The sequence below is a fragment of the Achromobacter sp. ACM02 genome, from assembly GCF_014851605.1.
Lineage (GTDB): Bacteria > Pseudomonadota > Gammaproteobacteria > Burkholderiales > Burkholderiaceae_B > Achromobacter > Achromobacter aegrifaciens.
Genome location: NZ_JACUZY010000006.1, coordinates 73,164 through 98,482, shown reverse-complemented (window position 1 = coordinate 98,482; position 25,319 = coordinate 73,164). Strand labels below are relative to the sequence as shown.

Genomic DNA, 25,319 nt, shown 5'->3' with positions numbered 1-25,319 from the left:
AAAAGGGGGCGAAATGTCGACGGTTTTGATTGTTGATGATCATCCAGCGTTTCGTCTGGTCCTGAGGACGCAAATTGCCCTTTTGCCCAGCGCCAGCCGGATACTGGAGGCGGACAACGGGGTCGATACGCTGGCGCTGGCCCGCAGCGAGCGCCCTGATCTCATCGTGTTGGACCTGGACATGCCGAAAATGGGCGGCCTGGAAGCCATATCCAGAATCCTTGCCATCAATCCGGACTTGCGGATACTGGTGGTGTCGGCGCATGATCCGTCGGTCTTCGCGTCGCGCGTGGCCGAACTCGGCGCCTGCGGCTACGCCAGCAAGCGGCTGGAGATCAAGGAACTGATCCGTTGCATCGAGTCCGTGCTGGCTGGCTACCGCGTGTTTCCGAATTCGGCCAAGACGGCAGGCCAGGTGGATGTGGCGGACGCCTACCAGAAGAAACTTGAACTGCTGTCCAACAAGGAAATGGTCGTCACGCAGATGCTGGCCCAAGGATTGAGCAATAAGGAAATCGGTGACGCGCTATTCATCAGCAATAAGACGGTCAGCACGCACAAGACCAGGATAATGACCAAATTGCAGATCGGTTCCCTGGTTGAATTAGTCGATTTCGCCAGAAAATCGAAAATATCGATGTGAATTTCTCATAGGGCATATTTCCGCGTGCAGAACCCAGCGGCTTCGGCCATGCATCCCGAGCAGGAAAACTCGCAGATCCAGGCGGTGGCGGTGCTGCGCGATGAACTGCTTTCCAAGGTAGGCAACGACCTGGACATTGCCGCCGAGCTGGCGCATAGCCTGCACGTCAACCACAGGAAGGACGTCGATGCCTTGCTGCTGGCGATCGAACAGGAGCAGTGGGCGGAGGTCAAGCGGTATGCGCACCGGATTCTGAACACCGCGCAATTGCTGGGCTGCAGCGCCTTGGTTGAACTTTGCCTGCGCGTTGAGGCGATGCTCGGCAGGAAGGATGGTCAGGCGCGTGAGGAACTGTTGGCCGACTATGTCCCGGTCGTCAAAAATTTGAGTGCAGTCCTGGAGCGAGTGAACCGCACATTCTGAATCCTCCTACATTTTTCGCTCTCGAAGCGCCGTAGAGTGGCTGTATGTGAATTTCCTTCCCCAGTCCACCAGGAATGATGTATGAAACGCGCTGCAGCGCAATGCCAGCAACTTGGCGACCACGAAGTCATGTCGATGGCATGGCGAGGCGATGGCTTGAGCGTCGCCCTACAGCCGCAATTCAACCTGATGAACGGCGAAATGGTCGCCGCGGAATGTCTGGCTCGTTGGAAGCATCCGACCATGGGCGATATCGGACCCGCCGATTTCGTTCCCGCCGTCCATCGACTGGGCCTGGACCTGCTTTTTTTTGAGCAGATCTGCCGCCTGGCGGTCGCCGCAGCGCAGGCGCTGCAGGAAGAGGGAATCGACGTGCCGTTGGCGATCAACGCCTCGGCCTCAACTTTGTCGAGCCATGATGCGGTCGACGTCCTGGCGCGTCACGCCGCCGCGGCGAACATTCCGTTGACGCGCTTCCGGATCGAGCTGACAGAAGACCAGCCCATCACTCGCCTCGAGATGCTGCGGAAGTCCTTGAAGAAATTTGCGAAGGCCGGTTGCCAGGTCAGCATGGACGATTTTGGAACGGGCTATGCCTCGCTGCAGCTCTTGAACGCGCTGCCCATCGCCGAATTGAAGATAGACGGACGCTTCGTGCGCCGCATCCGCCGCGACCGGAAAGCGCGGGAAATCACGCGCCTGTCGGTGTTGCTGGGGGAGCGGCTCGGCCTGCGCGTGATCGCCGAAGGCATCGAAAGCGCGCCGGACATCGCTCTGCTCCAGTCCATGGGATGCAGCCACGGGCAGGGCTATGTGCTGTCGCCGCCCGTCGTGTTGTCCGAGTTCATCGAGAGCCGGAAGCGGTAGCCTCACCTGATGCGAAATTCCTGTGAAAATACCAACTTCCAGGGATATGCGGTTTCGCGCGGCTGAGACATAGTTCAGGCTGGGCAATTCCGCCCGCTCTCATCCGATGACCGCCCACATGCTTGCTTCCGAGTCGACCCTGCCTGCCCCGGTGCTGCTGGTGGAGGACGAACCCCTGATCTGCCGCCGGCTGGAAGGCCTGCTGCTGCAGCTTGGCTACGCGCCGGAGGCGCTGGTGTTTGCCGCCACGCTGGCGCAGGCGCGCGAGCAACTCGCCAGCCAGCCGTTTGCGCTGGCTCTGGTCGATCTGGGCCTGCCCGACGGCAACGGCACCGATTTGATCGCCGAGATGCACGCGGAGGATTCCAGCCTGGCGATCCTGGTGATTTCGGCATGGAGCACGGAAGACGCGATTCTTGCCGCGCTGCGCGCGGGCGCCACGGGCTATGTGCTCAAGGAACGAGACGACCTGGAGGTGTCCCTGTCCATCCGCAGCGTGCTGCGGGGCGGGGCGCCTATCGATCCCTTCGTGGCCCGACGCATCATCGAAGAACTGCGCCCCAGGCGGGCCGAACGCGCCGACGAGGCTGCGGGCGATTCCGTCGAAACCCTGAGTCCGCGCGAAAGCCAGATCCTGCGGTTGGTGTCCGAGGGACTGGGCAACCGCGAGATCGCCGAGGAACTGCATCTGTCGCGCTACACCGTCGAATGCCACGTCAAGCACATCTACCGCAAGCTCGCGGTCTCCTCGCGCACGCGTGCCATACACGCGGCGCGCACGCGCGGCTTGCTCGATTGAAGTGGCTGGCCGTCCTGTGGTTGGCGCTATGGCTGGCGCCGGCGTGGGCCCAGGAGCCCGCTGACGCCTGTACGGCGCAGGTGCTGTCGGTACAGGTTGCCAAGGGCGGTGACGATGGCAGGCGTCCGGAGCCGGCGCAATGGCAGGCGGTCGAACTGCCCGACGACTGGAGCGCGCGTTGGCCGGGCTACAGCGGTACCGCCTGGTACCGGATCGGCTGGACGCGCAATTGCGCTGGCACGGCGTCCGGGCAGGTGGCCTTGGCGCTGGAATCCATCGTCATGGCGGGTGAGGTCTATATCAATGACGAACGGATCTGGAGCGATCCGCACCTGACAGAGCCGCTGTCGCGCAGCTGGAACGTGCCGCGTTACTGGGTGATTCCCGACGCCCTGCTGCATCCGGGCGAGAACACCTTGTGGATCCGCGTGGTCGGCGTGGCGGGGCAGACGCCCGGCCTGGGGCCGGTGCGTCTGGGCGGACAGTGGACGGTGTTGCAGCAGTACGAAGACCTGTGGTGGCGCAACCGCACGTTGTTCACGCTCAACCTGATCGTCTCGGGCGTCCTGGGCGGCCTGTGTTTCTTCATCTGGCTCATGCGGCGCGAACAGCGCGCCTTTGGCTGGTACGCGCTGATGGCCCTGTTCTGGGTGCTGTTCATTGCCAACGTGCTGGTGACCAGTCCCTGGCCGTTCCCCGACAGCCTGACGGCGGCTCGGGCCAACATCATGGTGCTGGTGCTGTACGTGGCCTGCTTCTGCGTCTTTACATGGCGCTTTGGCGACCAGTCCTTGCCGCGCATCGAGAAGGCGCTATGGCTGCTGGCGGCCGTGCTGCTGGCGGCGATGGCCTTCGTGCCGCAGGGGCATCTGCCGCAAGTGCAGCTGAGCGTGGTGCTGATCGTGTCGGCGATCTTCTTCGCCAATTGCCTGCAATTTCCGTTTCACGCGCTGCGCACCCGCCGGCCAGAGCACGCCATGCTGGCGGCATGCCTGCTGGCCTTCTTCGCTGCCTGCGCGCACGATCTGCTGCTGATGCTGAGGCTTATCGACGGCGAGGCCACCTACACGCCTTTCACCAGCGTGGTGGTCACGCTATGCATGTCCGCAGTGCTGGGGCTGCGCCATGCGCGCAGCGTGCGCCGCATCGAGCGCTTCAACCAGGAGCTGGCCAGCGGCATCGAGCAGGCGCGCACCGAACTCGCCACCACGCTGGAGCGCGAGCATGCGCTGGCGCTGACGAATGCCCGGCTGCAGGACCGGCTGCAGATCGCGCACGATCTGCACGACGGGCTGGGAGGCTCCCTGGTCCGCATGATGGCCGTGGTGGAGCAGGCCAGCGCGCCGCTGCACAGCCAGCAGTTTCTTTCCATGCTCAAGCTGTTGCGCGATGATCTGCGGCAGACCATAGACAGCGGTTCCAGCGCGGGCGTCACGGTGCCGGCCACGCCGCGGGAATGGATAGCGCCGTTGCGCCACCGTTTCATGCAGCTGTTCGACGAACTGGACATCAGCGCCACCTGGCGGGTGCCCGAGCTATGGCGCACGCCGCCCAGCGCCCTGCAGTGCATGGCGCTGACGCGGCTGGTTGAGGAATCGCTGGTGAACGTGCTCAAGCACAGCCGCGCCCGGCGCGTGGAACTGGAACTGCGGCAGTCCGAATCCGACCGTCTGGAGCTGCGCATCGAGGATGACGGCGTCGGTTTCGACGTGGCCGCGGTGCTGCGCGCGGGCATCAGCGTGGGCATGCGCAGCATGCACGCCCGCATCGCCCGGGTAGGGGGCGAGCTGGACGTTGCGTCGCAGCCGGGGCGCACTGCGCTGACCGCCACGCTGGGGCTGCGCACGCCTCAGGCTTGAAGGCCGGCTATTTGGCGGTGTTCTCGTCGTCCACCGTCAGTCCGCCGCTTTTCATGATGCTCTGGGCGATCTCCTCGGCGGACTTTCCGGCAAAACCGTGTTCCCCCGCGGTAATGCGGAAGCTGTCGCCTTCCAGCGGGCTTTGCAGCGTGGCGGAAGACAACAGCACGCCGCCCGACCGCAGCTGGATGCGTTTGCCCACGCGGTCGCGGGTGAAGTCGGCAAGGGCCTGGCGGCTTTCGGGCTTGAGTTCGACGTCTACCGTCCTGGCGGAGGTTTGCGGGTCGGCGCCGGCGGTGGCGCGCGCCACCTGCAGCACGACGGTCTCTGCGTAGGCCGCGCCGGGCAGCAACAGCGCAAGCGCGGCCGCGCGGGCGAGTTGTCTCATTGATGGCATGGCAAGCTCCTTCTGATGGACATCCTGGCCTGGTCCCTTCGCAGGGCCTGGGCGGGTTCCTACATCCTAGCGCATGTCTCGCTGGCGATCGTCTGCGCAAATCGGACAAGCACGAGCGCGCAATGGGCGCTATGCTTCGCGGCGCGAAGTTCAGCGCGGCAACCGCCGTGCGATCCATACGAAGAGAGTCGAAACATGTCCAACGTTACCGCCGGCGCCACGCCGCTTGCCGAGCTCTACCAACATGTGATCCAGGAAGAGCTGGGTCTGGTCGCCCGGATCGACGAAGAGGGCGATGTCCTGTTCCGCCATCCCGAACTGGGCACCCTGTATTTCAGCCTGAGCGCCGACGATCCCGAATTCCTGCGCCTGGTCTATCCGTCCTTCGCCGATGCGACCGATCTGGGCATGGGGCGCGCCGAGCTGCTGGAGATCATCAATACGGTCAACAACCGTTGCAAGGCGGTGAAGCTGTACATCACGCAGAGCAGCGGCGATGTGGTCACGAACCGCGTTTCGGCGGCGATCGAGAGCTTTGTGGCTGCACCCGACGCGCTGCCCTCGGAGGCCTTGCTGCGCGGCATAGTCGCGCGTTGCCTGTCGGCGATCCGCCACAGCGCCGCCGAGACGCTGCGGGAAGCCGGCGTGCTGAAGCCGGCAGACGAAAGCGCGCATTGATACGGCGGCCCGATCCCGGCCTGGGCCGGGTCTAACGAAGGAGAGTCTCATGGCAGTGCGTGGAGTCTGGCTTGCGGCCGGCTTGTTGTTGAGCGGTATCGCTCACGCGGGATCGGCGCCCGCAGAATTGAGCTGCGTATCCGAAAGCGGCAAGGTCGCGCTGGAAGGCGCGATCCCCTCATCCTCATCGGACGAAATGAAGCTGAAGCTGAGCTATGCGGACGGCAGCCTGGCGTTCGACTCGGACGCGAACCAGAGCTATGTCGTGGCGGACTTTCCGCAGGCCGTGTTCACGCTGGTGGTGGCGGCCCAAGGCCAGCCGCTCACGCTGTACGCGATACCGTCCAGCATGGCGGTCAAGCGGGAAAGCAATGGCGACGCCGCTGGCAAATTCCAGGCCAAGCTGACGGCTCCACGGCCCCGCAGCGTGTCGGGGGTGCAGGCCGATACTCCGCTGAAAGCTACCCTCAACTGCGACTACCGGTACTCGCTGTAAGGTTGGACGGTAGCTGACCGGCAGCTTGCCCAGCCCCTTTCTCCAGATGACTGGACATCTGGAGAAAGGGGCTTTTTCATGTCTGAAGCCTGAGGATAGGCGCCGATATGCACCTGCTGTGAGCAGATCGATACGCATGGATTGTTGTTATTGCGCTGCATTCTGGCCTTGTGAACCGGTCAAATTTCACAAAATTGACATTTGTCTGAATAAATCCTGACTATTTGTTGAACGTAAAAATAAGAATGAATATCATTGGCGCTCTTAAAAAACCAAGATCGCGCTGATAGCGCAGCCGCCGCGGGGCGGCTTCTGACAGAGTCCAATGAACAAAGCAGATACATCGACGGCCCATGCCAAGGCCGGTGGGAATACTTCGGCCTCCATTTATGCAGCGATGTGCGGCGCGCTGATGTCGCCGGGCCTGGCCCTGGCGCAGGGCAGCGTGGCGCCAGGCGCCGTACACGAACTGTCGCCGGTGCACGTGCAGGGGCAGGCGGTCAGCGATGGCTACGAAGCCAACATCGCGTCCTCTCCGAAGATGACGGCGCCTCTGCTGGACACGCCGCGTTCGGTCACCGTGATCACTGAACAGCTGATGCGCGACCGCGCGGCGACCTCGCTCATGGATGTGTTGCGCACCGCCCCGGGCATCACCTTTGGCGCGGGCGAGGGCGGCACGCCCACCGGCGACCGCCCATTCGTGCGCGGCTACGAGGCCAGCACCGACATGATGGTTGACGGCATGCGCGACCTGGGCCGTTTCTCGCACGAGACCTTCAACCTGGAGTCGGTCGAGATCCTGAAGGGCCCCAGCTCCGCCTATTCCGGCCGCGGTTCGACCGGCGGCAGCATCAACCTGGTCAGCAAGAGCCCCAAGCTGGAGAATTTCGCCGAAGGCACGGTCGGCGTGGGCACCGACGACAACTGGCGCCTGACCGGCGACGGCAACTGGGCGCTGGGCGAGAGCTCGGCATTCCGCCTGAATTTCATGAAACAGGGTGGGGACATCCCGGGCCGCGACCATGTCGAAACCGATCGCTGGGGCGTGGCGCCCTCATTCTCCTGGGGCCTGGGCACGCCGACGCAGGTCACGCTCAGCTACTACCATCTGCAGAACGACGACACGCCCGACCTGGGCATTCCGTTCAAGAACGAGTCGCGCCCGGATCGCGTCACGCCGCCCAAGGTGGACCGCAACAACTACTACGGCCTGATCGGCCGCGACTATCGCAAGAACCAGGCCGACATGACCACCCTGATGGTCGAGCACAAGTTCAGCGACAAGCTGAAGCTGCGCAACGGTACGCGCTATAGCGAGTCCACCAACGAATACGTGATGACCCGACCGTCCTTCGACAATTGCGCGGCGCGTGTGGGTGGCAGGCCCAACCCCGCCTATGGCGTGGCGCCCTGCTCGAACGAAGCGGACGGCGTGAAGATGAGCAAGGCCCTGCGCAGCCTGAACCAGACCAACCGCTCCTTCATCAACCAGACCGACATGTTCGGTGAATTCACCGCCGGCGGCCTGCGTCACAGCTATGTGGCCGGCCTGGAGTTCAGCACCGAGACGATCAGCAAGCGCGACGGCGTGCCCTCGGGCGGCTTCGACAAGACCCTGCAGGACGACCTGTACAACCCCAATCCCCGCCAGCCGTATACCGGCAGCCTGAGCTGGGGGCCGCGCTACGACGCTGCCAAGACCATCACGCGCGCGGCCTACGTGTTCGACACGGTCAAGTTCAGCGAGCAATGGGAAGCCAACGCCGGCCTGCGCTACGACAATTACCGCGTGACCAGCGGCAACGTCGAGCGTACCGACAATATGTGGAACTACCAGCTGGGCCTGGTCTACAAGCCCGCGCCCAATGGCAGCATCTACGTGTCCTACGGCACCTCGTCCAACCCGTCCGGCGAAACGGCAGGCCAGTCAGGCGGCGCCGACGGCGCGGCAGGCGGCCGCCTGACCGCGGGCACCGCGGCGCTGGCGCCTGAAAAGAGCCGCAGCATCGAACTGGGCACCAAGTGGGACGTGTTCGACGAGCGCCTGTCGCTGACGGCAGCGGTGTTCGAAACCCGCAAGACCGATGCCCGCAGCTCCGATCCCATCACCGGCGACGTGACGCTGTCCGGCAGCAACCGCGTGCGCGGCATCGAGCTGGGCGTGGCGGGATCCATCACGCCCAAGTGGCAGGTCTGGGGCGGCTACAGCTACATGGACCCCAAGGTCACCAGCTACCAGAGCGGCGGCACCGACTACAGCGGCAATCAGATGAAATTCATCGCCCGCCAGAGCGCCAGCCTGTGGACGACCTACAAGTTCCTGCCGGAGCTGACGGTGGGCGCGGGTGCCACCTACACCGGCAAGCGTTACGTGGACGACGCCAACGTCTATCAGTTGCCGTCCTACTGGCGCTACGACGCGATGGCGGCTTATCAGTTCAACAAGAACTTCGGCCTGCAGCTGAACCTGAACAACCTGACCGACGAGACCATCTACGAGGCTTCGCACGTGGGGCTGTTCAGCTATGTGGCGCCGGGCCGCTCGGCGATGCTGACCGCCACGTTCCGCTATAACTGACGCGCAATACGCCAGCGCCGCAGCCGCGGCGCTGGCGTCGCGTATTCCGGCTTAGTCGATGCGCGCGCCGGAGATCTTGACGGCCTCGGCCCACTTGGCGATTTCCTGCCGCACGAAAGCCTGGAACTGCTCGGGCGTGGAAGGCGTGAATTCGCTGCCGGAGGCGGCGAGCTTTTCCTTGGTCTTGGGATCGGCCATGACTTCGCGCATGTCCGCCGATATCTTCTCCACCAGAGGCTTGGGCGTGCCCTTGGGGGCGAAAAAGCCCGACCAGGGCGGAGCGGCGTAGCCGGGGAAGCCCTGTTCGGCCACCGTGGGGTAGTCGGGCGCGCTGGCGAAGCGCCCCGCCGTGGTCAGCGCCACGATCTTCAGCTTGCCGCTCTTGGCATAGGCTTGCACGGCGGGCAGGCCGGTGACGCCCACCTGGATCTGGCCGCCCAGCAGGTCGGTCACCATCGGCGCGCTGCCGCGGTAGGGAATGTGGGCAATCTCGAACTTGCCCTGGTTCTTGATCAGCTCCATGCCCAGGTGCGATGCCGTGCCGTTGCCGTCCGATCCGTACGAGTAGTGCGCGTCGGGCTTCTTCAGCAGGGCGATGAGTTCCTGCAGGTTGTTGGCCGGCACATCGTTGTTGACGATGATGGCATTGGGATACAGCGTGGCCTGCGTGATGGCCTCGAAGTCCTTGATCGGGTCATAGCGCATGTTCTTGTAGAGCGAGGTATTGATGCCGTGCGAACCCGTGACGCCCAGCACCAGGGTGTAGCCGTCGGGCGCCGCGCGCGCTACATATTCCGAGCCGACGTTGCCGCCTGCGCCGGGCTTGTTTTCCACGACCACCGGTTGTCCCCACTTCTTGGACAGGCCTTCGGCCACCAGGCGCGCGGTGATGTCAGTGGCGCCGCCGGCCGGGAAGGGTACGACGATGGTGACCGCGCGGTTGGGGAAGTTGTCCGTACCCTGCGCGAAGACTGGGGCGGCAGCCAGGCCAATGGCGCCGGCAAGCAGCGCCAGCATGCTGCGGCGGAGGGCAGGGCGCGCCGGGCGTCCGTGCGTTGCGGAGGTGTTGGTGTGCTTCATGGTTCTAGCCCCTTGCTGTGTGATGTAAGTCTTGTGTGAAGTCGATGGTGGCGGCTGGAGCTATAGCGCGGTGTAGCCGCCGTCCGCGCGTATGTCCGTACCCGTGATGAATGAGGCGGCGTCGCTGATCAGGAAAACTGCTGTCTGTGCGATCTCCTCGGCTGTGCCGAGGCGTCCGGCTGGATATTTGGCCGCCAACGCGGCGCCGGCGGCCCGCGCGCTGCCATAGCGCGCGACCAGCCTGCTGGTCAGGACCGCGCCCGGCGACAGGCTCAAGGCGCGGATGCCGTCGGCCGCGTGATCCACGGCAATGGCGCGCGCCAGCGCGATCAGACCGGCCTTGCTGGCGCCATACGCACCACGGCCCGGCGCGGCCACGCTGCCCAGCTGCGAGGCGATGTTCAACACCACGCCGCTGCCGGCCCGCGCCATGTGGGGGATGGCGCATCTGCTCATCAGCCACGCGCCCGTCAGGTTCACGTCCAGCGCCTGGCGCCATTGCTCCAGCGTAAGGTCCGCGATCTTGTTGCCCGGCGTGACGGTGGCCGCGTTGTTCACCAGGACGTGGATCGCACCCCAGTGCGCAGTCGTTCTTTCCACGGCTTCGCGCGTACTTTGCGCGTCGCTCACGTCACAGGCGATCGCCAGCATCTGGGTATCAGGTCCAGCGAGGGCCTGGCGGGTTTGCGCGAGCAGTTCCGCATCGCGGTCCAGCAAGGCCACGCGGGCGCCGGCAAGCAGGCATTGCGCCGCGATCGCCTGGCCCAATCCACCGGCTGCGCCGGTCAGGATCACGACCTTGCCATGCAGCGCGGGTGCGTTCGTCTGTGTCATAGCGGCATCGCTCCCAGCGAGGCGCCGCCGCAGACGTAGAGCGTCTGTCCGGTGATGGCGCCTGCCTGCGCGCCCAGGAAGAAGGCAATGGCCGCGGCGACTTCGCCCGCGTCGATCAGGCGGCCCAGCGGCAGTTCAACCTGCGGCGGAGCGCCGCGCTTGGGATCGCGCAGCATGGGCGTGTCGACCGCGCCGGGCGCGACGACGTTGACGGTGATGCCGCGCGCGATGAGTTCGGCGGCCAGACTGCGCGCCAGGCCAATCTGGGCGGATTTGGTCGCCGCATAGGCCAGGCGTTGCGCGCGGCCCAGCACGGCGCGGCTGGACACCAGCACGATGCGGCCGCGGCCGTCAGGCAGTTGCGGCGCCAGCGCACGGACCAGCGCCATCGGCGCGGCGCCGTGCAATTGCCAAAGCCAGTCCGCGTCTTCCGGGCGCGTGTCCAGCGCGCCGCCGGTGCGCACTGCGCCCGCGCAATGCGCCAGCGCTGTCGGGGCGCAGCCGTCCAGCAGCGCGCATAGACCGCGCAAGGCGGCGGCGTCGGTCAGGTCGCACACCAGATGGCGATACTGTCCATGGCCTTTGATGGCCGCCGGCGCGATGTCCACGCCGGTCACCTGCCAGCCGGACGCCAGCAGCAGCTCGGCCAGCGCCAGGCCGATGCCCGACGACGCGCCCGTCAGGACGCAATGCGCCTGCGCATTCCGCTCAGTCATGGCGAAGCGCTCAGTCGGCCAGCGTCGTCAGGCGCTTTTCCATGGCGCGCATCTGCTCGTAGCCCATCAATTGCATGATGTCTTCGATGCCCACCAGCAGGTCGGGACGGTCGGCGGGCTCGCCGCTGGCGATCACGCCCTGCATGACTTGCAACGCCTGGCGCATGCCGTAAATCGCAGCGGCAGGCAGCATGCGCGGCAGGCTGATGCGCTTGACGCCGATTTCCTTCAGGCGCGGCAGCGGAATCAGCGGCGTGGTGGGACGGTTGCGGATGCCGAATCCCATGTTGATGCTGACCGGAATGCCGGCGGCGTCCACCAGGCGCTTGATGTCGTCCTCGGTGCGCACGGCGTCGGGGAACAGCATGTCGGCGCCCGCCTTGGCGTAGGCGCGGGCGCGCTTGACCGCGCCTTCGATGCCTTCGATCGCGAGGGAGTCGGTGCGGGCGATGATGACGAAGTCATCGTCGCGTCGCGCCAGGCAGGCGGCTTCGATCTTCTTGACCATTTCCGCTTCGCTCACCACGTCCTTGCCGGGCATGTGGCCGCAGCGCTTGGGGCTGACCTGGTCTTCGAGGTTGATGCCGGCGACGCCGGCTTCCTCGAACATCTGCACCGTGTGGTAGACGTTCACCGGGTTGCCGTAGCCGGTGTCGGCGTCAGCCGTGAGGGGAATGGAGACGGACCGCGCCAGATGGCGGCAGTGGGTGACGTTTTCCGACAGGCCCATCACGCCGATGTCCGCGATGCCCAGCAGGGCGTTCGACACTGCCGCACCGCTGGTGCAGGCGGTCTTGAAGCCCGCGGCCTCGACCAGGCGGATGCTGTATCCATCGTACACGCCAGGGGAGACGATGAAAGGTTCGTTCTTCAGCAATTGCCGGAACTGGTGGCGCGGGTTGTTCATGTCGTACTGCTCCAGAGAGTGTCAGGCAGCGGAGACGGGGTGCCCGGCGATGCCGGACGCCCCTTCCGCCAGATGTTCAAAAAGGTGTTGCGCCGCGCGTTCGATGTGCGAGCGCATGAGCGATTCCGCCAGCTCGGCGTCGCGCGCGCGGATCGCGCGCAGGATCTGCCAGTGTTCGGCGTAGGCGTCGTCCTTGCGCTCCAGCACGGTGCCGGAGTGCCGGCGGTAGACGCGCAGCAGGTGATAGAGGTCGCCGCAAAGGGCGTTGATGATGCGGTTGTTGCCGCTGGCCCGCACGATGCGCTCATGGAAGTCGAAGACCCGCGGCGCGGGGGCGCCGCCATTGGCCGCTTCCAGGCGCCGCTGGCGGTCCTGTTCAAGCTCGGCCAGCAGTTGCGTGATTTCCTCGTCGCTCATGCGGCGAGTGGCCAGATTGCAGGCCACGCCTTCCAGTGCCATGCGCATCTGGAACAGTTCCAGCGCGGATTCCGCCGACAACGTCACCACGCGCGCCTTGATGTAGGGCTCGCGCGTGATCAGCTGGATCCCTTGCAGGCGGCGCACGGCCTCACGCACCGGACCGCGGCTGACGCCGAATTCCTGCGCCAGCGCGACTTCATTGATGACGCTGCCCGGGGCCAACCGGCCTTGGTAGATCGCGTCCAGCACCTGGTCGAACACCACGTCGGCCAGCGGGCCGGAGGCGTCTTCCTTGATGGCGATGGAGGTCGTGGCGGTGTTCATAGTGTTGACAGCCTATCAAAGGAATTTAAAAAGTGTCAACTCTTTTGGAGTTGGCAGGGTCGTGGCGGCGATACCGGATTACAGGCGTCGCCATTGATGTTTCGCCCATTTTACAGAGACTTTTCGGGGTTATCCCTAGCTCTATGGGGGTGGTTCTTGTATCTACACTTTCGATGAGGCTATGCCAAACTGTATTTGACGCACCCATTGTCGATTCAGTGATGGCCTATAGTGTTGACACTATTATTTCGTAAGCCGTAAGATGGACTCAGTTGAGATTTTCCCGATTACCGCTGCCATGATCCAGTCTTTCCCCTGTTGCGGCAGGACGCTGCGCTACGCGCACCTGTCCGCCGCCGCCCGAGCCGCGGGGCGCGACATCCACGCATATCCCTATGTCATCCGCGTGCTGCTTGAGAACCTGCTGCGCCATCGCGCATGGGGCGCCGCCGTGTCCGAGGATGAGATCGGCAGGCTCTGGGATTGGCGCGCGCATGCCGGCGCCGACTTGCCGCTGCATGTCGCGCGGGTGATCCTTCCGGACTCCAGCGGCCTGCCGGTATTGCAGGACCTGGCGGCGCTGCGCGACGCGGTGGCCCAGGCGGGCGGGGACGCGGCGCGGGTGGACACCCGGATTCCGGTGGACCTGATCGTGGACCATTCCCTGCAGGTCGACCATTGGGGCGACGAAGGCGCGGTGCAGCGCAACCTGCGCCGCGAGTTCGAGCGCAACGACGAACGCTACCGGTTCCTGAAATGGGCGCAGCAGGCTTATAAGGGTCTGCGGGTCATCACGCCGGGCATCGGCATCATCCATCAGGTCAACCTGGAGTACCTGGCGCCGGTGGTCATACGCCAGTCACGGCCGGACGGCGACTGGGCCTATCCCGATTTCGTCATCGGCGGCGACTCGCACACGCCGATGGTCAACGCCCTGGGCGTGCTGGGCTGGGGCGTGGGCGGCATCGACGCCGAGGCGGCCCTGCTGGGCCACGCCTACACGTTCCCGATCCCGGAGGTCGTGGGGGTGCGGCTGCGCGGCGCCATCGAGGCGCCCGCGCTCACCACCGACGCCGCCCTGCTGATCACGCAGCAATTGCGCGCGGCGGGCGTGGTGGGCTGCATGGTCGAATTCTTCGGCCCTGCGGCGCAGGCGCTAGGCGTGCCGGAACGCGCCACCATCGCCAACATGGCGCCCGAGTACGGCGCCACTTGCGGCTTTTTCCCGATAGACACCCGCACGCTGGACTATGCCCGCATGACGGGGCGCAGCGACGAGCAACTGGCGCTGATCGAAGCCTATGCCCGCGCCAACAGCCTGTGGCGCGATGCCGGCGACGCGGCGCCCGCATATAGCCGGGTGATAGAGATCGACCTGTCGGCGGCGCGTCCCAGCGTGGCGGGTCCGCGACGGCCGCAAGACCGCATGGACGTGGGCGAGGTCGGGGCGGATTTCCGCCGCCGCCTGGGTCAGTCCCTGACGGAAGGCGGGTTCGGCGTGGACGCCGCCGCGCTGGCCGCGCATCCGTCCAGCCGCGCTTCCTTGGGCCATGGCTCCGTGGCGCTGGCGGCCATCACCTCTTGCACCAATACGTCCAATCCTGGCGTGATGCTGGCCGCGGGCCTGGTCGCGAAAAAGGCGCTGGCGTTGGGGCTGACGCCGCCCGCCTGGGTCAAGCGTTCGCTGGCGCCGGGATCGCGCGCCGTCACGCGCTATTTGGAATCCGCCGGCCTCCTGCAGGCCTTGCAGGCGCAGGGATTTCACGTGATCGGCTATGGCTGCACGACTTGCGGCGGCAAGTCCGGCCCCCTGGACGCCGCGGCGGCAGACGCCATCGCCGAGGGCGGCCTGGTGGCCGCGGCGGTGCTGTCCGGCAACCGTAATTTCGAAGGCCGCATTCACAAGCTGCTGCGCGCCAACTACATCGGCTCTCCGGCCATGGTGGTGCTGTATGCGCTGGCCGGCAGGATAGACCTGGACTTCGAACGCGAACCGCTGGGGCCGGGCTCCGATGGCGCGCCGATCTATCTGCGCGACGTCTGGCCCAGCCAGGAAGAGATAGCGGCCCTGTTGCCGCTGGCCGCGGATCCTGCCTTGTTCGCCGAGGTCTATGACCCGGCGAGCCTGGACAGCGCGATCTGGCGCGACCTGCCGGCGCCCTCGGGGCTGCGCTTTCCCTGGGACCCGGAATCGCGATACCTGGTCGAGCCGCCATTCTTCAAGACCGAGCCCGGCCGCGATGCCCTGGCAGACCTGGAAGCCAGCCTGAAGCACGGCCGCGTGCTGGCGGCGTTCGGCGATTCGCTGACGACCGACCACATCTCGCCCAGCGGCGAGATCCCGGCGGATACGCCGGCTGGCGCGTACCTGATCGGCAAGGGCGTGGCGTCGCGCGACTTCAATACCTATGTGGCGCGCCGCTGCAATCACCATGTGATGACCCGCGCCACCTTTGCCAACATCCGCATCAAGAATGCGCTGGTGCCGGATGTGGAGGGCGGGGTGACCCGCCATTTTCCCAGCGGGCAGCGCATGGCGGTGGTCGACGCGGCCGAAGCCTACCGCGCCGAGGGTGTGGCCAGCGTGGTTCTGGGCGGCAAGGACTACGGCATGGGCAGCAGCCGTGACTGGGCCGCCAAGGGTTCGGCGCTGCTGGGCGTGCGCGCCGTGATCGCGGAATCGTTTGAACGCATCCACCGGGCGAATCTGGTGGGCATGGGCGTGTTGCCGCTGGCTTTCGCCCCGGGCGAGGGCTGGCGCCAGTTGGGCCTGACCGGGGCGGAAACCCTGCGTTTCGACAACGTGGCTGACGGTGTGCGCAAGGGGGAGCCCATCACCGTCGTCGCCGAAGACGGCGAGCGCCGCATCGTCTTCCAGGCCTACGCCCAGGTGCTCACTCGCGCCGAACGCAAACTCATGGCAGAGGGCGGCATTCCTGCCAGCGTCCTCAACGGCTTTTTGAACGACACGCAGGCCGCTGATGCGGCCCATCGCTGAAAACACGCATCTATCGGGAAAACCACATCATGCTGGATCTGCTGCTTACCAATGCCAGACTGTACTTGCCCCAGCAGGGGCTGACCGAAGGCGTACTCGGCGTCATCGACGGTCGCATTGCCATCATCGCCGAGCCAGGCGCGCAGTTCGAGGCCCGCGAGACCATAGATTGCCAAGGGCTTTGGGTATTGCCAGGTCTGATCGATCCGCACGTGCATTTCGGATTCGGCTCGCCCGAGACCGACTTCGAAACCGAGTCGCGCTTCGCTGCCCTCGGCGGCACGACCTCCGTGCTGTCGTTTCATCGCTCGGCGGATATCCGCGAATCCTTCGACAAGGTGCGCGACCGCGCGCTGTCGCAGAGCTGCGTCGACTTCGGCTTCCATTTCGGCATCACCAGCAATCTGCACGTGGAGACGCTGGAGGAAATTTCGCGCCGCTTCAACGTGAATTCCTACAAGCTCTACATGATGTACAAGGGCGCAGCAGGGCTGTCCAAGGGCTTTACCGATATCGACGACGGCCTGCTGTATTCGGCGTTGCGCGCTACCGCCGCGATCCCGGGCGCGATCATGGGCGTGCATTGTGAGAACGTGGAAGTGATTCCCGTCCTGCGGGATCCGCTGCGCGCCGCTGGCCGCGACGACCTGAAGGCCTGGAATGAACAAAGCCCGGACTTCCTGGAAGCGGAGAACGTGCACCGCGTCTGCTACTTCGCATCCAAGACCGGCGCCGCGGTCAACATCGTGCACCTTAGCAGCCGCGAGGCGCTGGACGAGGCGCGGCGCCACCGGCGCACGCCGGACGCGCCGCCGATCTATGTCGAGACCTGCCCGCACTACCTGTTCCTGAACGACGAATCGCCCGCCGGGACTTATGCCAAGGTCAATCCGCCGGTGCGCGGCCAGGCCGACGTGGACGCCATGTGGGAGGGCGTGCTGGATGGTTCCATTACCACCATCGGCACCGACCACGTGCCGCGCAAGCGTGCCACCAAGGACACCGACATCTGGGCAGCCAGCAACGGCTTTCCCGGCACCGGCTTGATGTTGCCGATCCTGCTGCACGAAGGCTATCACCGCCGCGGCGTGCCGCTGGAAACGTTGATGAAAGTCAGCGCGGAGAACTCTGCCCGCATCTACCGCATGCCTGCCAAGGGCAGCATCGAGATCGGCAAGGATGCCGATCTGGTGCTGGTGGATCCGGATCTGGAGCGCACCGTCGATCCCTCCACGCTCGAATCCAATTCCGACTACTCCCCTTACGAGGGCATGACCCTGAAGGGTTGGCCCGTGCGCACCCTGGTGCGCGGGCGCACTGTGGCGCTGGACGGCCGCATTACCGATGCTGCGCGCAGCAATCCCGGCGGCCGCTATCTCAAGCGTCTTTGAACTGAACCTACTCCTCTTCTGGCAGGCACTACCATGAGCGAAACCAAGCGAATCTGGGACGACTTTCTGACTGAACGCGACAAGCAGGTGCTGGCGCAGGCCGGCTACGGCAAGCGTGGCGGCTTCGGCAAGCGTCCGGCCCTGTTCATCATCGACGTGCAGTACAACTTCTGCGGCGATACGCCCCAGGACATCCTGGAAGGCCTGAAGCAGTACCGCACCCATTGCGGCCGGGAGGCCTGGGACGCGGTGGCGCATATCGTGCCGCTGCTGGAGCTGGCGCGCGACAAGAACATACCGGTCTTCTATACCGAAAGCGGCCGCCGCGCCGACCTTCTGGACAGCGGCGTGCAAGTGGGCAAGAACCATCGCGGCGGCGAGAAGACCGTGCTGGCCAACACCCATGCCACGCAGACCGTGGAGCCGTTGGCCCCGCGGCCGCAGGACATCCGCATCACCAAGCAGAAGCCGTCCTGCTTCTTCGGCACCATCTTCATGAGCCACCTGAACTTCCTGGACGTGGACACGCTGATCCTGGTGGGCTGCACGTCTTCGGGATGCCTGCGCGCCACCACGGTGGACGCCTATTCGTACAACTTCAAGGTCATCATTCCCGAAGAGGCTGCGTTCGACCGCTTCCAGGCCAGCCATGCGATGAGCCTGTTCGACCTGAACTGCAAGTACGCCGATGTGATCCCGTCGCGCGAAGTGCAGGATTACCTGCGCAACCTGCCCGCGCCGGCCGCGGCGGAACAGGCCTGAGCCGCCCATGTCCGCGACCGCCGCCGGACCGTTGCCGGTCTACCTGCTGACGGGTTTCCTGGGCAGCGGCAAGACCACGCTGCTGTCGCGGCTGGTGCGCAGCCCGCGCTTTGCCGATACGGCGGTGGTGATCAACGAGTTCGGCGAGATCGGCCTGGACCACATGCTGGTGGGCAAGGCCGATGACACCGACGTGGTGCTGCTGGATTCCGGCTGCCTGTGCTGCGCAGCCACCAGTTCGCTGCAGGACACGCTGGAGTCGCTCTATTACCGGCGCCAGCGCGGCGAGATTCCCGCGTTCACGCGCGTGGTGGTGGAGACTTCGGGGCTGGCGGATCCTTGTCCGGTCATCAATACGCTGGCGGCGGATCCGCTCATCGCCCGCCACTACCGCTTCGGCGGCGTGGTGGCGACGGCGGACGCGCTGCATGGCCTGTCGACGCTGGACGCCTACCGCGAAGCCAGTACCCAGATCGCCATCGCCGACCGCATCGCGCTGACCAAGGCCGATCTGGCCGATGAGGCTGCGATAGACACGATGCGCGCTGCGCTGCGCGGCTACAACGCCAGCGCGCCCATCCGCGCGGTGTCGCCGGACACCGTGGATGAGGAAGCGCCCGCGCTGTTCGACGACCTGCGCGCCGAGCATCTGGATGCTGCGGCGCTGAACGCCGCGCCAGCCGCAGGGCCGCTGGCGCACGTGTTGCGCTACGGAATCGTGTCCTACGCCTTTACGCAGAGCCAGCCGGTGGGCTGGGAGGACTATGCGCGCTGGACCCGGCACATGCAGCGCCAGGTCGGAGACCGGCTGTTGCGCGCGAAAGGGCTCTTGCGCTGGACGGACGGGACGCTGCGCGCCGTCCATGGCGTGCGGCATGTCTTTTCTGTGCCCGAGCCTGTCGAGGGAGTGGAAGGCTCGCAGCGGGCGGGCGCCATGGTCCTCATCGTGCAGGACATGTCGGCGGAAGAAGTGGACGAGGCGATTCGGCCGCTGGGATTGTGATGCCGCGCCGCTGGCGCGCTGGCGTTCAGGGGCGCGCGCCGTTGCCCAGGTGCAACGCCACCACTTCCGTATCCGCGCCGGCCAGTCCCGGGTACCGTGTCCTGACCAAAGGATCGTGCCCCGGCACGATGTGGTCGGGCGATTCCGCGAACTTCAGCAGGATCTCGTAGCCCGCCAGCATGTCAGCGACGTTGTCGACGATGGGAAACGGTGCGTCCAGGCCCATGTTGTCGTAGTAGTGGCTGGCGTCCGACGCCAACACCATCCAGCCGCGCGCGGTGTGCACGCGCACCGCCTGCAGTCCGCGGGTATGGCCGCCGATGTGCAGCAGTTGCAGGCCCGGTGCGATTTCGTCGTGGCCATGGTAGAACGCCACGCGTTTGTCGTACACGCCCCGTACCACGTCGACCACGTCTTCCACTGCATAGGCGTGGCGCAGCATGTCGAAGCGCATGTTGCAGCCGCAGGCATAGTGCAGCTCGCTTTCCTGCAGATGCAGGCGGGCCTGCGGCAGCTTGCGGATGTTGCCTGCGTGGTCGTAATGCAGATGTGTGACGATGACATCGCGGATGTCCGCGGGCGCGATACCCAGCTTTTCCAATGCTTCAATCGGGCAGCGCAAGAACTCGCGGCCGCGGGCCCGGGCTGCGGCCTCGTTGAAGCCCGTATCCACCAGGCAGACGCGCTGGCCGTCGCGGATGACCCAGACGAAGTAATCCATCGGCATCGGGCCGTCGTGCGGATCCGGGGGCGTGATGAAGTTCTGGCTACGCTGCCGCGCTACCGTGGCGTAGCGCAAGGCGTAGACCTCGTAGTGGGGCAGTGTCATGCGATGGCTCCGGTTGCGCGCAGGCGGTCCAGTTCGGGGCGCAGATATTCCAGCAGGCGTTGCGGGTTCTCCACCATGGGGAAGTGGCCCAGTTCGGGCATGGCCTGAAACCGTGCGCCGGGAATCAGGGCCGCCACCCGCCTGGAATCCTCCGGGCTGGCCGAGTAGTCGTAGGCACCGGTCAGCAACGATATGCCGAAGGCGTCGGCGTTCAGGCCCGTCAGATGGCGGGCCGCGTCGAAGTCCTCGCTGTAGAACCAGAGGTCATTGGCGTAGACATTGAAACCGCCTTGCGAATAGATCCAGGCTGCGTCGCGCCGGGCTTGCAGCGTGGCGGCGGGGCCCATCAATCCGCGCACGTAGGCGGGGTTGTGCGCGGCCTGGTTGACCTGAGGATGGCACAGCATCGGGGTGCGGCGTCCGGCCGCTTGGTACGGCGCCTCCAGCGCGACGACGCCTGCCACGTCGGCTGGGCTGTGCGCCGCCACCACCAGCGCCATTGCCGCGCCCATCGAGCAACCCAGCAGGGCCGCCGGTCCACCCGCGACCTGGCGAATCACCGCCAGGCAGGTCTGCAGATAGGCATCGCGCGAGAGGCCCGCGTCGATCCATGCCTGGCCGGGCAGCGGCATGCTGCGCCCGTGTCCGGGCATGTCGAAGGCGATCATGCGCCATTGCCGGCGCAGGCCGGGGTCCGCCATCAGCGCGTGGTACTGCCGGGAGTCCGCGCCCGCCGTGTGCAGCATCAGCAGCGCCGGCCCGACCGCCAGTCCGCTGGTTTCATAGTAGATGGAAGTCTGCGCCGCGCCGATATCAATGGTCGCATAGGAGCCGGCAATCGCGCTGCGGTCGAGCAGGTCCGGCGTGGCGTCAAGCTGGCCCCGGAGGATTTCGAAAAGCCGCTCCAGCGGGTGCAGGGCCTGGGCGATGGCCAGCGCATCGCCCGTGACTCGCAGGCCTTGGGCCTGGCGGCGGGCAGCGGTGAAAGAGTGGTAGCCCGGAGGCGGGGTGTCGCTGAGCAGCTTGCGCCAGGTTTCCGGCGGCGCGCTGATGGTGATGCATTGCGACGGTGCGGTGGGCTGGCCGGCCCAGGCGGTTACACGCTCTTGCGCCGCGGCGCCGGCCTGCAGCCAGAGGGCGCAGGGCAGGCCGCGCGCGGCCAGGATGAACTCGCTATCCTGCTGCGCCAGGGCCGCCGCGGCTCTTAGCTTCTGAACGATCGCGTTCACTGTCGGATGTCTCCTGTTGCTGGCGCCTGAGCACGTCGAGCGCGGTGCGTTCGGCGTTGACGATATGGCTTTGTGCGGCGTCTTGCGCGCCTTGCGGATCGCGGGCGTGGATGCGCTCGTAGATCAGGTCGATTTCGGCCATGCTTTCCGGCAGGCGTTCGGGGCGCGCGAACGAGGTGGCGCGCAGCAGATTGATGCGGGATAGCAGGCCGGGCAGCATGTCCTTGACCAGATCGTTGTCGCAGCCGCCCAGCAGCACGTCGTAGAAATCGCGCTTTGCCGCCAGCAGCGCCGACTTGTTGCTGCCCTTGGCCTGGCGGTGCAGGGCATCCACGGCCTTGCGCAGGCGCTCGACATCGGCGTCGCTCGCCAGGCGCGCGAATTCATGCGCGGCATAGCCTTCCAGCAGGGCGCGCAGGGCGTAGAGATCGCGGGCGGCCTTTTCGGTGATGCGCATCACGGTAGGACCGCGGTGCGGCTCGATCGTGATCAGGCGTTCGGCTTCCAGCGTGCGCAGCGCTTCGCGCAGGGTGCTGCGGCTGATCCCGAGTTGCTCGCACAGTTCCTGCTCGCGCAGGCGTTCCCCGCCCTTGATCCGTCCGTCCGTGATGGACGCGCGCAGGAATTCCTCCACGCGGGTGCGCAGGGTGCCGGGTTTTTCGAATACCGCGCCGGTCGGGCTGGCCATGGCTGTCTCTCGCTTATGCTGGCGGCGAATCCGTCCGTTGGCGCAGGCTCATGGCCGCGCCGCGGCGAACCGCCGTGTCTACGTAAAGACGCAATATATCCCGTCGGCGCGCCATGGCTACAGTCCGAGGTAGGCCGCCCGCACGCGGCTGTCCTGCAGCAGCGTGCCACTGGGGCCCGACAGCACCAGGGAGCCGGATTGCAGCACGTAGGCGTATTCCGCCACCGACAGCGCCAGACGTGTGTTCTGCTCCACCAGCAGGATGGTCAGGCCGCTGCGGTGGATGTCGATCATGGCCTGGTGCATCTCCTCGACGATCTTGGGCGCCAGGCCGTGGCTGGGTTCGTCCAGCAACAGCAGTCGCGGTTCCAGCATCAGCGCGCGGCCGAATGCCACCATCTGTTGTTCGCCGCCGGAAAGCGTACCGGCCTGCTGGCGGCGCCGTTCCAGCAAGCGGGGAAACAGCGCGTAGATGCGGTCGCAGCCGCGCTTGACCGCGGCCATGTCCCCGCGTCGGGTGTACGCGCCCAGGTAGAGGTTTTCCTCGACCGTCATTTCCGGAAAGACATGGCGGCCTTCCGGAACGTGGGCGATGCCCAGTTCAGGGATGCGGTGCGGGGGCAGGCGCAGGATCTCTTCCCCGTCGAACCGGATGCTGCCCCCAACCTTGTCCAGAAGGCCGGATATGCAGCGCAGCAGCGTGCTCTTGCCCGCTGTATTGGCGCCGACCACGGCAATGAAACCGCCTTCGGGCACATCCAGCGACACGTCGTGCAGCACCGGGCTGCGGTTGTATGCGGCGGTCAGTCCCTCGATATGCAGGAGGCTCATGCCAGTTCCTCCACCTGTTCCAGCGACTTGCCGAGATAGACCTCGATTACCGTGGGATCGGCCGCGATCTCCGCCGGGCTGCCTTCTGCGATCTTCTGGCCGAACGACAGCACCAGGATGCGATTGCACAGGCGCATGATGGCGCGCATGTGGTGTTCCACCACGATGAAGGTGATGCCCGAGTCGTCGCGCAGGGCACGGATCAGATCCAGCAGCGCGTCCATTTCGGATTCGTTCAGCGCCGCCATCACCTCATCCAGCAGCAAGACCTTGGGATCGGTGCACAGCGCGCGGGCCAGCTCCACCCGCGCCTGTTCGGGAAACGAGAGCTCGCCGGCCGGCTTGCGCGCGATGCCGGCCAGGCCGACGCGCTCGAGGTTGCCCAGCGCCAGCTGGCGCGCGCGGCTTACGTCATGGCGCAGCAGTCCGCCGACCAGCACATTGTCCAGCACCGTCATTTCAGGAAACAGCGCCACGTTCTGGAAGGTCTTGGTCATGCCGAGCGCGGCGATCTGGTGGGGCCGCAGGCCGCTGATGTCGCGGCCCTCCAGTTCGATGCGTCCGCCGTTGCCGCGGTACAACCCGACCAGCAGGTTGAATAGAGTGGTCTTGCCCGCGCCATTGGGGCCGATGAGGCCCAGGATATCGCCGCGCGCCACGTTGAACGACACGTCGTCCACGGCTTTCAGGCCGCCAAAGCGGCGCTGGATGCGGGAAACGTTCAGGATGTCAGGCATGCTGGCCTCGTGTCAGGTTGCGCAGCCGGGTCCACAACGCCGACAGGCCACGCGGCTCGATCAGGATGATGGCGATGAGGATCAGCCCGAAAGCCAGCTGCGACGCGCCCGCCGTATGGCCGGACAGCCAGTCGTTGAACAGTTCCTCCAGCGGGATGATGACTAGCGCGCCGATCAGCGGCCCGGCCACGGTGCCCACGCCGCCGATGATGCAGATCAGCGCCACGCGCACCGAAACGCCGACCAGCGAGAAGACGGTGTCCGGGTCGAAGAAGTAGATGAACTGCGCGTACAGCGTGCCGCAGGCGCCCATCAATGCGGCCGAGATGACGGCGGCGAGAATGCGGGTGCGGGCGGTGTTCACGCCGATCACCTCGGCGGCCTGGGGATTGGCCTTGACCGCGCGCAGCCGGTAGCCCAGGCGCGAACGGCTGATCAGCGCGAACACCGCCGAGGTGATCACCGCGGCCCCCAGCATCAGGTAGTAGTAGGGGATGCTGGACTTGAACTGCATCTGCGCCAAGCCTTCCGAGAACGGGATCGACACGCCCACCGGTCCGCCGGTCACAGAGGCCCAGGTGTTGGCGATGGCGCGCAGCACTTCGCCAAAGGCCAGCGTGGCCAGTGCGAAGTAGTGTCCGCGCAGGCGCATGGTAGGCAGACTGAGCAGGGCGCCCGCAGCCGCGGCCACCGCCATGGCTGCGACAATGCCCAGCCAGGGCGAAATGCCGTAGCGCATGAGCAGCAGGGTCGAGGTGTAGGCACCCAGCCCGAAGAACGCCGCGTGTCCGAGGGAGATCTGGTTCGCCAGCCCTCCCACGATGTTCCAGGACTGGCCCATGGCGGCAAACAGCAGCACCAGCGTCATGACGCGGATGCCGTAGCCCTGATCCTGCATCAGCCATGGCGCGATCAGGGCCGCCGCCAGCGGCAGCGCCCACAGCAGGAGTTGTCGGTTGCTAGTCATCAGCCCGCCCTTTTCAAAAGACCTTCCGGGCGCACGGCCAGCACCAGGATGAAGATGGCGAACAGCGCCAGGTTCTGCAACTGCATGGGCAGCACGAGCGAAGACAGCGACTGGATCACCCCGACCGCCACGCCGCCCACCACCGCGCCTATCACGCTGCCCAGTCCGCCCAGTACCACCGCGGTAAACATCAGCACGCTGAACTGCGCGCCGACCGTGGTCGAGGCCGTGAGGTAGGGCAGGATGATGCCGCCGCCCAGCGCCGTCATGCCCACGCCCAGGCCGAACGCCAGCTGGTGCACCCGGTGGGTCGAAATGCCGGACAGCCTGGCGGCCATGGGGTCCTGAGCGGTAGCGCGCACCGCCATGCCCCACCAGGTTTTCTTGAGCACCCACCACAGCGCCAGGCCGGCCACCGAGGCCACCACGAATGCCAGCAGGTAGGGCGCGCTGAGGAGGATGGGCCCCACGGCCAGCGCAGTCATCTGGTAGGGCGTCTGCACCGAGCGGAACTCGGAGCCGAACAGGATCAGCGCCAGGTTCTCCATGACGATGAGCAGGCCCACCGTCAGGAAGATCTGCGCCACGGCTGGCGCCTTCAGCACCCGGTCGATCAGGTATTTCTGCGTCAGCACGCCGAGCACGAATGCCACCGCGAACGACAGCAGCGACCCCAGCAACGGATCCAGTCCGAGTAGCTTCCAGGCGAAGTACGCCACGAACATGCCCACCATCAGGAATTCGGCCTGGGCGAAGTTGACGATGGAGACGACTCCGAAGACGAGCGTGAGCCCGATGGAGATCACCGCGTAGACCCCGCCCAGCAGAATGCCGTCCACCAGCGCCTGGAGGAATTGCAT

The 25,319-nt window shown here is 65.8% G+C and carries 25 protein-coding genes; 12 read left to right on the top strand and 13 right to left on the bottom strand.

Annotated features, from left to right (window positions below; translation table 11 throughout):
* The first annotated feature begins 13 nt into the window (after positions 1–13).
* The 5 genes from IB258_RS19725 to IB258_RS19705 all read left to right on the top strand — a co-directional run bounded on the left by IB258_RS19725 (position 14) and on the right by IB258_RS19705 (position 4,591).
* On the top strand, positions 14–643 hold the full coding sequence (locus tag IB258_RS19725) for a response regulator transcription factor (protein WP_054457682.1): 630 nt from the start codon (positions 14–16) through the stop codon (positions 641–643).
* 48 nt (positions 644–691) lie between these two features.
* The gene (locus IB258_RS19720) at positions 692–1,066 is read left to right on the top strand and encodes an Hpt domain-containing protein (protein WP_054457681.1); all 375 of its coding nucleotides are present in this window, start codon (positions 692–694) and stop codon (positions 1,064–1,066) included.
* An 81-nt stretch (positions 1,067–1,147) separates the two neighbouring features.
* Positions 1,148–1,933: an EAL domain-containing protein gene (locus IB258_RS19715; protein WP_054457680.1), complete on the top strand. Its 786-nt coding sequence runs from the start codon at positions 1,148–1,150 to the stop codon at positions 1,931–1,933.
* A gap of 106 nt (positions 1,934–2,039) precedes the next feature.
* Positions 2,040–2,732 (top strand): response regulator transcription factor, encoded by a 693-nt coding sequence (locus IB258_RS19710; protein ID WP_054457679.1) that lies wholly within the window; start codon positions 2,040–2,042, stop codon positions 2,730–2,732.
* Positions 2,729–4,591, top strand: a complete 1,863-nt coding sequence (locus IB258_RS19705; protein ID WP_119450225.1) for a sensor histidine kinase — start codon at positions 2,729–2,731, stop codon at positions 4,589–4,591. Before IB258_RS19710 ends, IB258_RS19705 begins: the two co-directional genes overlap by 4 nt.
* Before the next feature lie 7 nt (positions 4,592–4,598).
* On the opposite strand, the gene IB258_RS19700 is transcribed toward IB258_RS19705, so the two are convergent.
* The gene (locus IB258_RS19700; RefSeq protein WP_054457677.1) at positions 4,599–4,988 is read right to left on the bottom strand and encodes a hypothetical protein; all 390 of its coding nucleotides are present in this window, start codon (positions 4,986–4,988) and stop codon (positions 4,599–4,601) included.
* Between the two features lie 195 nt (positions 4,989–5,183).
* Here IB258_RS19700 and IB258_RS19695 point away from each other — a divergent pair, with 195 nt between their 5' ends.
* The 3 genes from IB258_RS19695 to IB258_RS19685 all read left to right on the top strand — a co-directional run bounded on the left by IB258_RS19695 (position 5,184) and on the right by IB258_RS19685 (position 8,743).
* The gene (locus tag IB258_RS19695; protein WP_054457676.1) at positions 5,184–5,666 is read left to right on the top strand and encodes a hypothetical protein; all 483 of its coding nucleotides are present in this window, start codon (positions 5,184–5,186) and stop codon (positions 5,664–5,666) included.
* 49 nt (positions 5,667–5,715) lie between these two features.
* Positions 5,716–6,162, top strand: coding sequence for a hypothetical protein (locus IB258_RS19690; RefSeq protein WP_054457675.1), 447 nt, complete (start codon positions 5,716–5,718; stop codon positions 6,160–6,162).
* A gap of 325 nt (positions 6,163–6,487) precedes the next feature.
* A complete protein-coding gene (locus tag IB258_RS19685; protein ID WP_119450227.1) occupies positions 6,488–8,743 on the top strand; it encodes a TonB-dependent siderophore receptor in 2,256 nt (751 codons plus the stop codon).
* 51 nt (positions 8,744–8,794) lie between these two features.
* Here IB258_RS19685 and IB258_RS19680 read toward each other — a convergent pair whose 3' ends face one another.
* Genes IB258_RS19680 through IB258_RS19660 form a run of 5 tightly spaced genes read right to left on the bottom strand, consistent with a single transcriptional unit; the run spans position 8,795 to position 13,024 of the window.
* The gene (locus tag IB258_RS19680; protein ID WP_192353082.1) at positions 8,795–9,823 is read right to left on the bottom strand and encodes a tripartite tricarboxylate transporter substrate binding protein; all 1,029 of its coding nucleotides are present in this window, start codon (positions 9,821–9,823) and stop codon (positions 8,795–8,797) included.
* Positions 9,824–9,883: 60 nt separating this feature from the next.
* On the bottom strand, positions 9,884–10,657 hold the full coding sequence (locus IB258_RS19675) for an SDR family NAD(P)-dependent oxidoreductase (protein WP_192353081.1): 774 nt from the start codon (positions 10,655–10,657) through the stop codon (positions 9,884–9,886).
* The gene (locus IB258_RS19670) at positions 10,654–11,373 is read right to left on the bottom strand and encodes an SDR family NAD(P)-dependent oxidoreductase (RefSeq protein ID WP_054457672.1); all 720 of its coding nucleotides are present in this window, start codon (positions 11,371–11,373) and stop codon (positions 10,654–10,656) included. Before IB258_RS19670 ends, IB258_RS19675 begins: the two co-directional genes overlap by 4 nt.
* A gap of 10 nt (positions 11,374–11,383) precedes the next feature.
* On the bottom strand, positions 11,384–12,280 hold the full coding sequence (locus IB258_RS19665) for an oxaloacetate decarboxylase (RefSeq protein WP_054457671.1): 897 nt from the start codon (positions 12,278–12,280) through the stop codon (positions 11,384–11,386).
* 21 nt (positions 12,281–12,301) lie between these two features.
* Positions 12,302–13,024, bottom strand: a complete 723-nt coding sequence (locus IB258_RS19660) for a GntR family transcriptional regulator (protein ID WP_054457670.1) — start codon at positions 13,022–13,024, stop codon at positions 12,302–12,304.
* Between the two features lie 298 nt (positions 13,025–13,322).
* Here IB258_RS19660 and acnA point away from each other — a divergent pair, with 298 nt between their 5' ends.
* From acnA to IB258_RS19640, 4 genes are read left to right on the top strand one after another with little or no spacing between them, the layout of a single operon-like run.
* Positions 13,323–16,022, top strand: coding sequence for an aconitate hydratase AcnA (gene acnA / locus IB258_RS19655; RefSeq protein ID WP_225590461.1), 2,700 nt, complete (start codon positions 13,323–13,325; stop codon positions 16,020–16,022).
* Between the two features lie 29 nt (positions 16,023–16,051).
* Entirely contained in the window at positions 16,052–17,413 is a 1,362-nt protein-coding gene (locus tag IB258_RS19650) for a dihydroorotase family protein (RefSeq protein ID WP_125470497.1), read from the top strand.
* Between the two features lie 33 nt (positions 17,414–17,446).
* Positions 17,447–18,175 (top strand): isochorismatase family protein, encoded by a 729-nt coding sequence (locus IB258_RS19645; protein ID WP_054457667.1) that lies wholly within the window; start codon positions 17,447–17,449, stop codon positions 18,173–18,175.
* A 7-nt stretch (positions 18,176–18,182) separates the two neighbouring features.
* Complete coding sequence (locus tag IB258_RS19640; RefSeq protein WP_175182029.1) at positions 18,183–19,178, top strand: GTP-binding protein; 996 nt, start codon at positions 18,183–18,185, stop codon at positions 19,176–19,178.
* A gap of 25 nt (positions 19,179–19,203) precedes the next feature.
* On the opposite strand, the gene IB258_RS19635 is transcribed toward IB258_RS19640, so the two are convergent.
* From IB258_RS19635 to IB258_RS19605, 7 genes are all read right to left on the bottom strand, one after another.
* Positions 19,204–20,007, bottom strand: a complete 804-nt coding sequence (locus IB258_RS19635; RefSeq protein WP_192353079.1) for an N-acyl homoserine lactonase family protein — start codon at positions 20,005–20,007, stop codon at positions 19,204–19,206.
* Positions 20,004–21,236, bottom strand: a complete 1,233-nt coding sequence (locus IB258_RS19630; protein WP_192353078.1) for an alpha/beta fold hydrolase — start codon at positions 21,234–21,236, stop codon at positions 20,004–20,006. Before IB258_RS19630 ends, IB258_RS19635 begins: the two co-directional genes overlap by 4 nt.
* A complete protein-coding gene (locus tag IB258_RS19625) occupies positions 21,181–21,924 on the bottom strand; it encodes a GntR family transcriptional regulator (protein ID WP_119450237.1) in 744 nt (247 codons plus the stop codon). Before IB258_RS19625 ends, IB258_RS19630 begins: the two co-directional genes overlap by 56 nt.
* A 117-nt stretch (positions 21,925–22,041) precedes the next feature.
* The gene (locus tag IB258_RS19620; RefSeq protein ID WP_119450238.1) at positions 22,042–22,755 is read right to left on the bottom strand and encodes an ABC transporter ATP-binding protein; all 714 of its coding nucleotides are present in this window, start codon (positions 22,753–22,755) and stop codon (positions 22,042–22,044) included.
* Positions 22,752–23,492, bottom strand: a complete 741-nt coding sequence (locus tag IB258_RS19615; protein ID WP_119450239.1) for an ABC transporter ATP-binding protein — start codon at positions 23,490–23,492, stop codon at positions 22,752–22,754. The genes IB258_RS19620 and IB258_RS19615 overlap by 4 nt, the downstream gene beginning before the upstream one ends.
* Positions 23,485–24,459 carry a branched-chain amino acid ABC transporter permease gene (locus IB258_RS19610; protein WP_119450240.1) on the bottom strand — a complete coding sequence of 325 codons (975 nt, stop codon included), beginning with the start codon at positions 24,457–24,459 and terminating at the stop codon, positions 23,485–23,487. Before IB258_RS19610 ends, IB258_RS19615 begins: the two co-directional genes overlap by 8 nt.
* A complete protein-coding gene (locus IB258_RS19605) occupies positions 24,459–25,319 on the bottom strand; it encodes a branched-chain amino acid ABC transporter permease (RefSeq protein ID WP_119450241.1) in 861 nt (286 codons plus the stop codon). The genes IB258_RS19610 and IB258_RS19605 overlap by 1 nt, the downstream gene beginning before the upstream one ends.

Coding starts and splice junctions, on each gene's coding strand:
- IB258_RS19715 (WP_054457680.1), top strand. CDS start 1,148: ATGAAACGCGCTGCAGCGCAATGCCAGCAACTTGGCGACCACGAAGTC.
- IB258_RS19725 (WP_054457682.1), top strand. CDS start 14: ATGTCGACGGTTTTGATTGTTGATGATCATCCAGCGTTTCGTCTGGTC.
- IB258_RS19700 (WP_054457677.1), bottom strand. CDS start 4,988: ATGCCATCAATGAGACAACTCGCCCGCGCGGCCGCGCTTGCGCTGTTG.
- IB258_RS19650 (WP_125470497.1), top strand. CDS start 16,052: ATGCTGGATCTGCTGCTTACCAATGCCAGACTGTACTTGCCCCAGCAG.
- IB258_RS19720 (WP_054457681.1), top strand. CDS start 692: ATGCATCCCGAGCAGGAAAACTCGCAGATCCAGGCGGTGGCGGTGCTG.
- IB258_RS19625 (WP_119450237.1), bottom strand. CDS start 21,924: ATGGCCAGCCCGACCGGCGCGGTATTCGAAAAACCCGGCACCCTGCGC.
- IB258_RS19710 (WP_054457679.1), top strand. CDS start 2,040: ATGACCGCCCACATGCTTGCTTCCGAGTCGACCCTGCCTGCCCCGGTG.
- IB258_RS19695 (WP_054457676.1), top strand. CDS start 5,184: ATGTCCAACGTTACCGCCGGCGCCACGCCGCTTGCCGAGCTCTACCAA.
- IB258_RS19670 (WP_054457672.1), bottom strand. CDS start 11,373: ATGACTGAGCGGAATGCGCAGGCGCATTGCGTCCTGACGGGCGCGTCG.
- IB258_RS19665 (WP_054457671.1), bottom strand. CDS start 12,280: ATGAACAACCCGCGCCACCAGTTCCGGCAATTGCTGAAGAACGAACCT.
- IB258_RS19620 (WP_119450238.1), bottom strand. CDS start 22,755: ATGAGCCTCCTGCATATCGAGGGACTGACCGCCGCATACAACCGCAGC.
- IB258_RS19680 (WP_192353082.1), bottom strand. CDS start 9,823: ATGAAGCACACCAACACCTCCGCAACGCACGGACGCCCGGCGCGCCCT.
- IB258_RS19660 (WP_054457670.1), bottom strand. CDS start 13,024: ATGAACACCGCCACGACCTCCATCGCCATCAAGGAAGACGCCTCCGGC.
- acnA (WP_225590461.1), top strand. CDS start 13,323: ATGATCCAGTCTTTCCCCTGTTGCGGCAGGACGCTGCGCTACGCGCAC.
- IB258_RS19645 (WP_054457667.1), top strand. CDS start 17,447: ATGAGCGAAACCAAGCGAATCTGGGACGACTTTCTGACTGAACGCGAC.
- IB258_RS19640 (WP_175182029.1), top strand. CDS start 18,183: ATGTCCGCGACCGCCGCCGGACCGTTGCCGGTCTACCTGCTGACGGGT.
- IB258_RS19605 (WP_119450241.1), bottom strand. CDS start 25,319: ATGCAATTCCTCCAGGCGCTGGTGGACGGCATTCTGCTGGGCGGGGTC.
- IB258_RS19675 (WP_192353081.1), bottom strand. CDS start 10,657: ATGACACAGACGAACGCACCCGCGCTGCATGGCAAGGTCGTGATCCTG.
- IB258_RS19610 (WP_119450240.1), bottom strand. CDS start 24,459: ATGACTAGCAACCGACAACTCCTGCTGTGGGCGCTGCCGCTGGCGGCG.
- IB258_RS19635 (WP_192353079.1), bottom strand. CDS start 20,007: ATGACACTGCCCCACTACGAGGTCTACGCCTTGCGCTACGCCACGGTA.
- IB258_RS19615 (WP_119450239.1), bottom strand. CDS start 23,492: ATGCCTGACATCCTGAACGTTTCCCGCATCCAGCGCCGCTTTGGCGGC.
- IB258_RS19685 (WP_119450227.1), top strand. CDS start 6,488: ATGAACAAAGCAGATACATCGACGGCCCATGCCAAGGCCGGTGGGAAT.
- IB258_RS19690 (WP_054457675.1), top strand. CDS start 5,716: ATGGCAGTGCGTGGAGTCTGGCTTGCGGCCGGCTTGTTGTTGAGCGGT.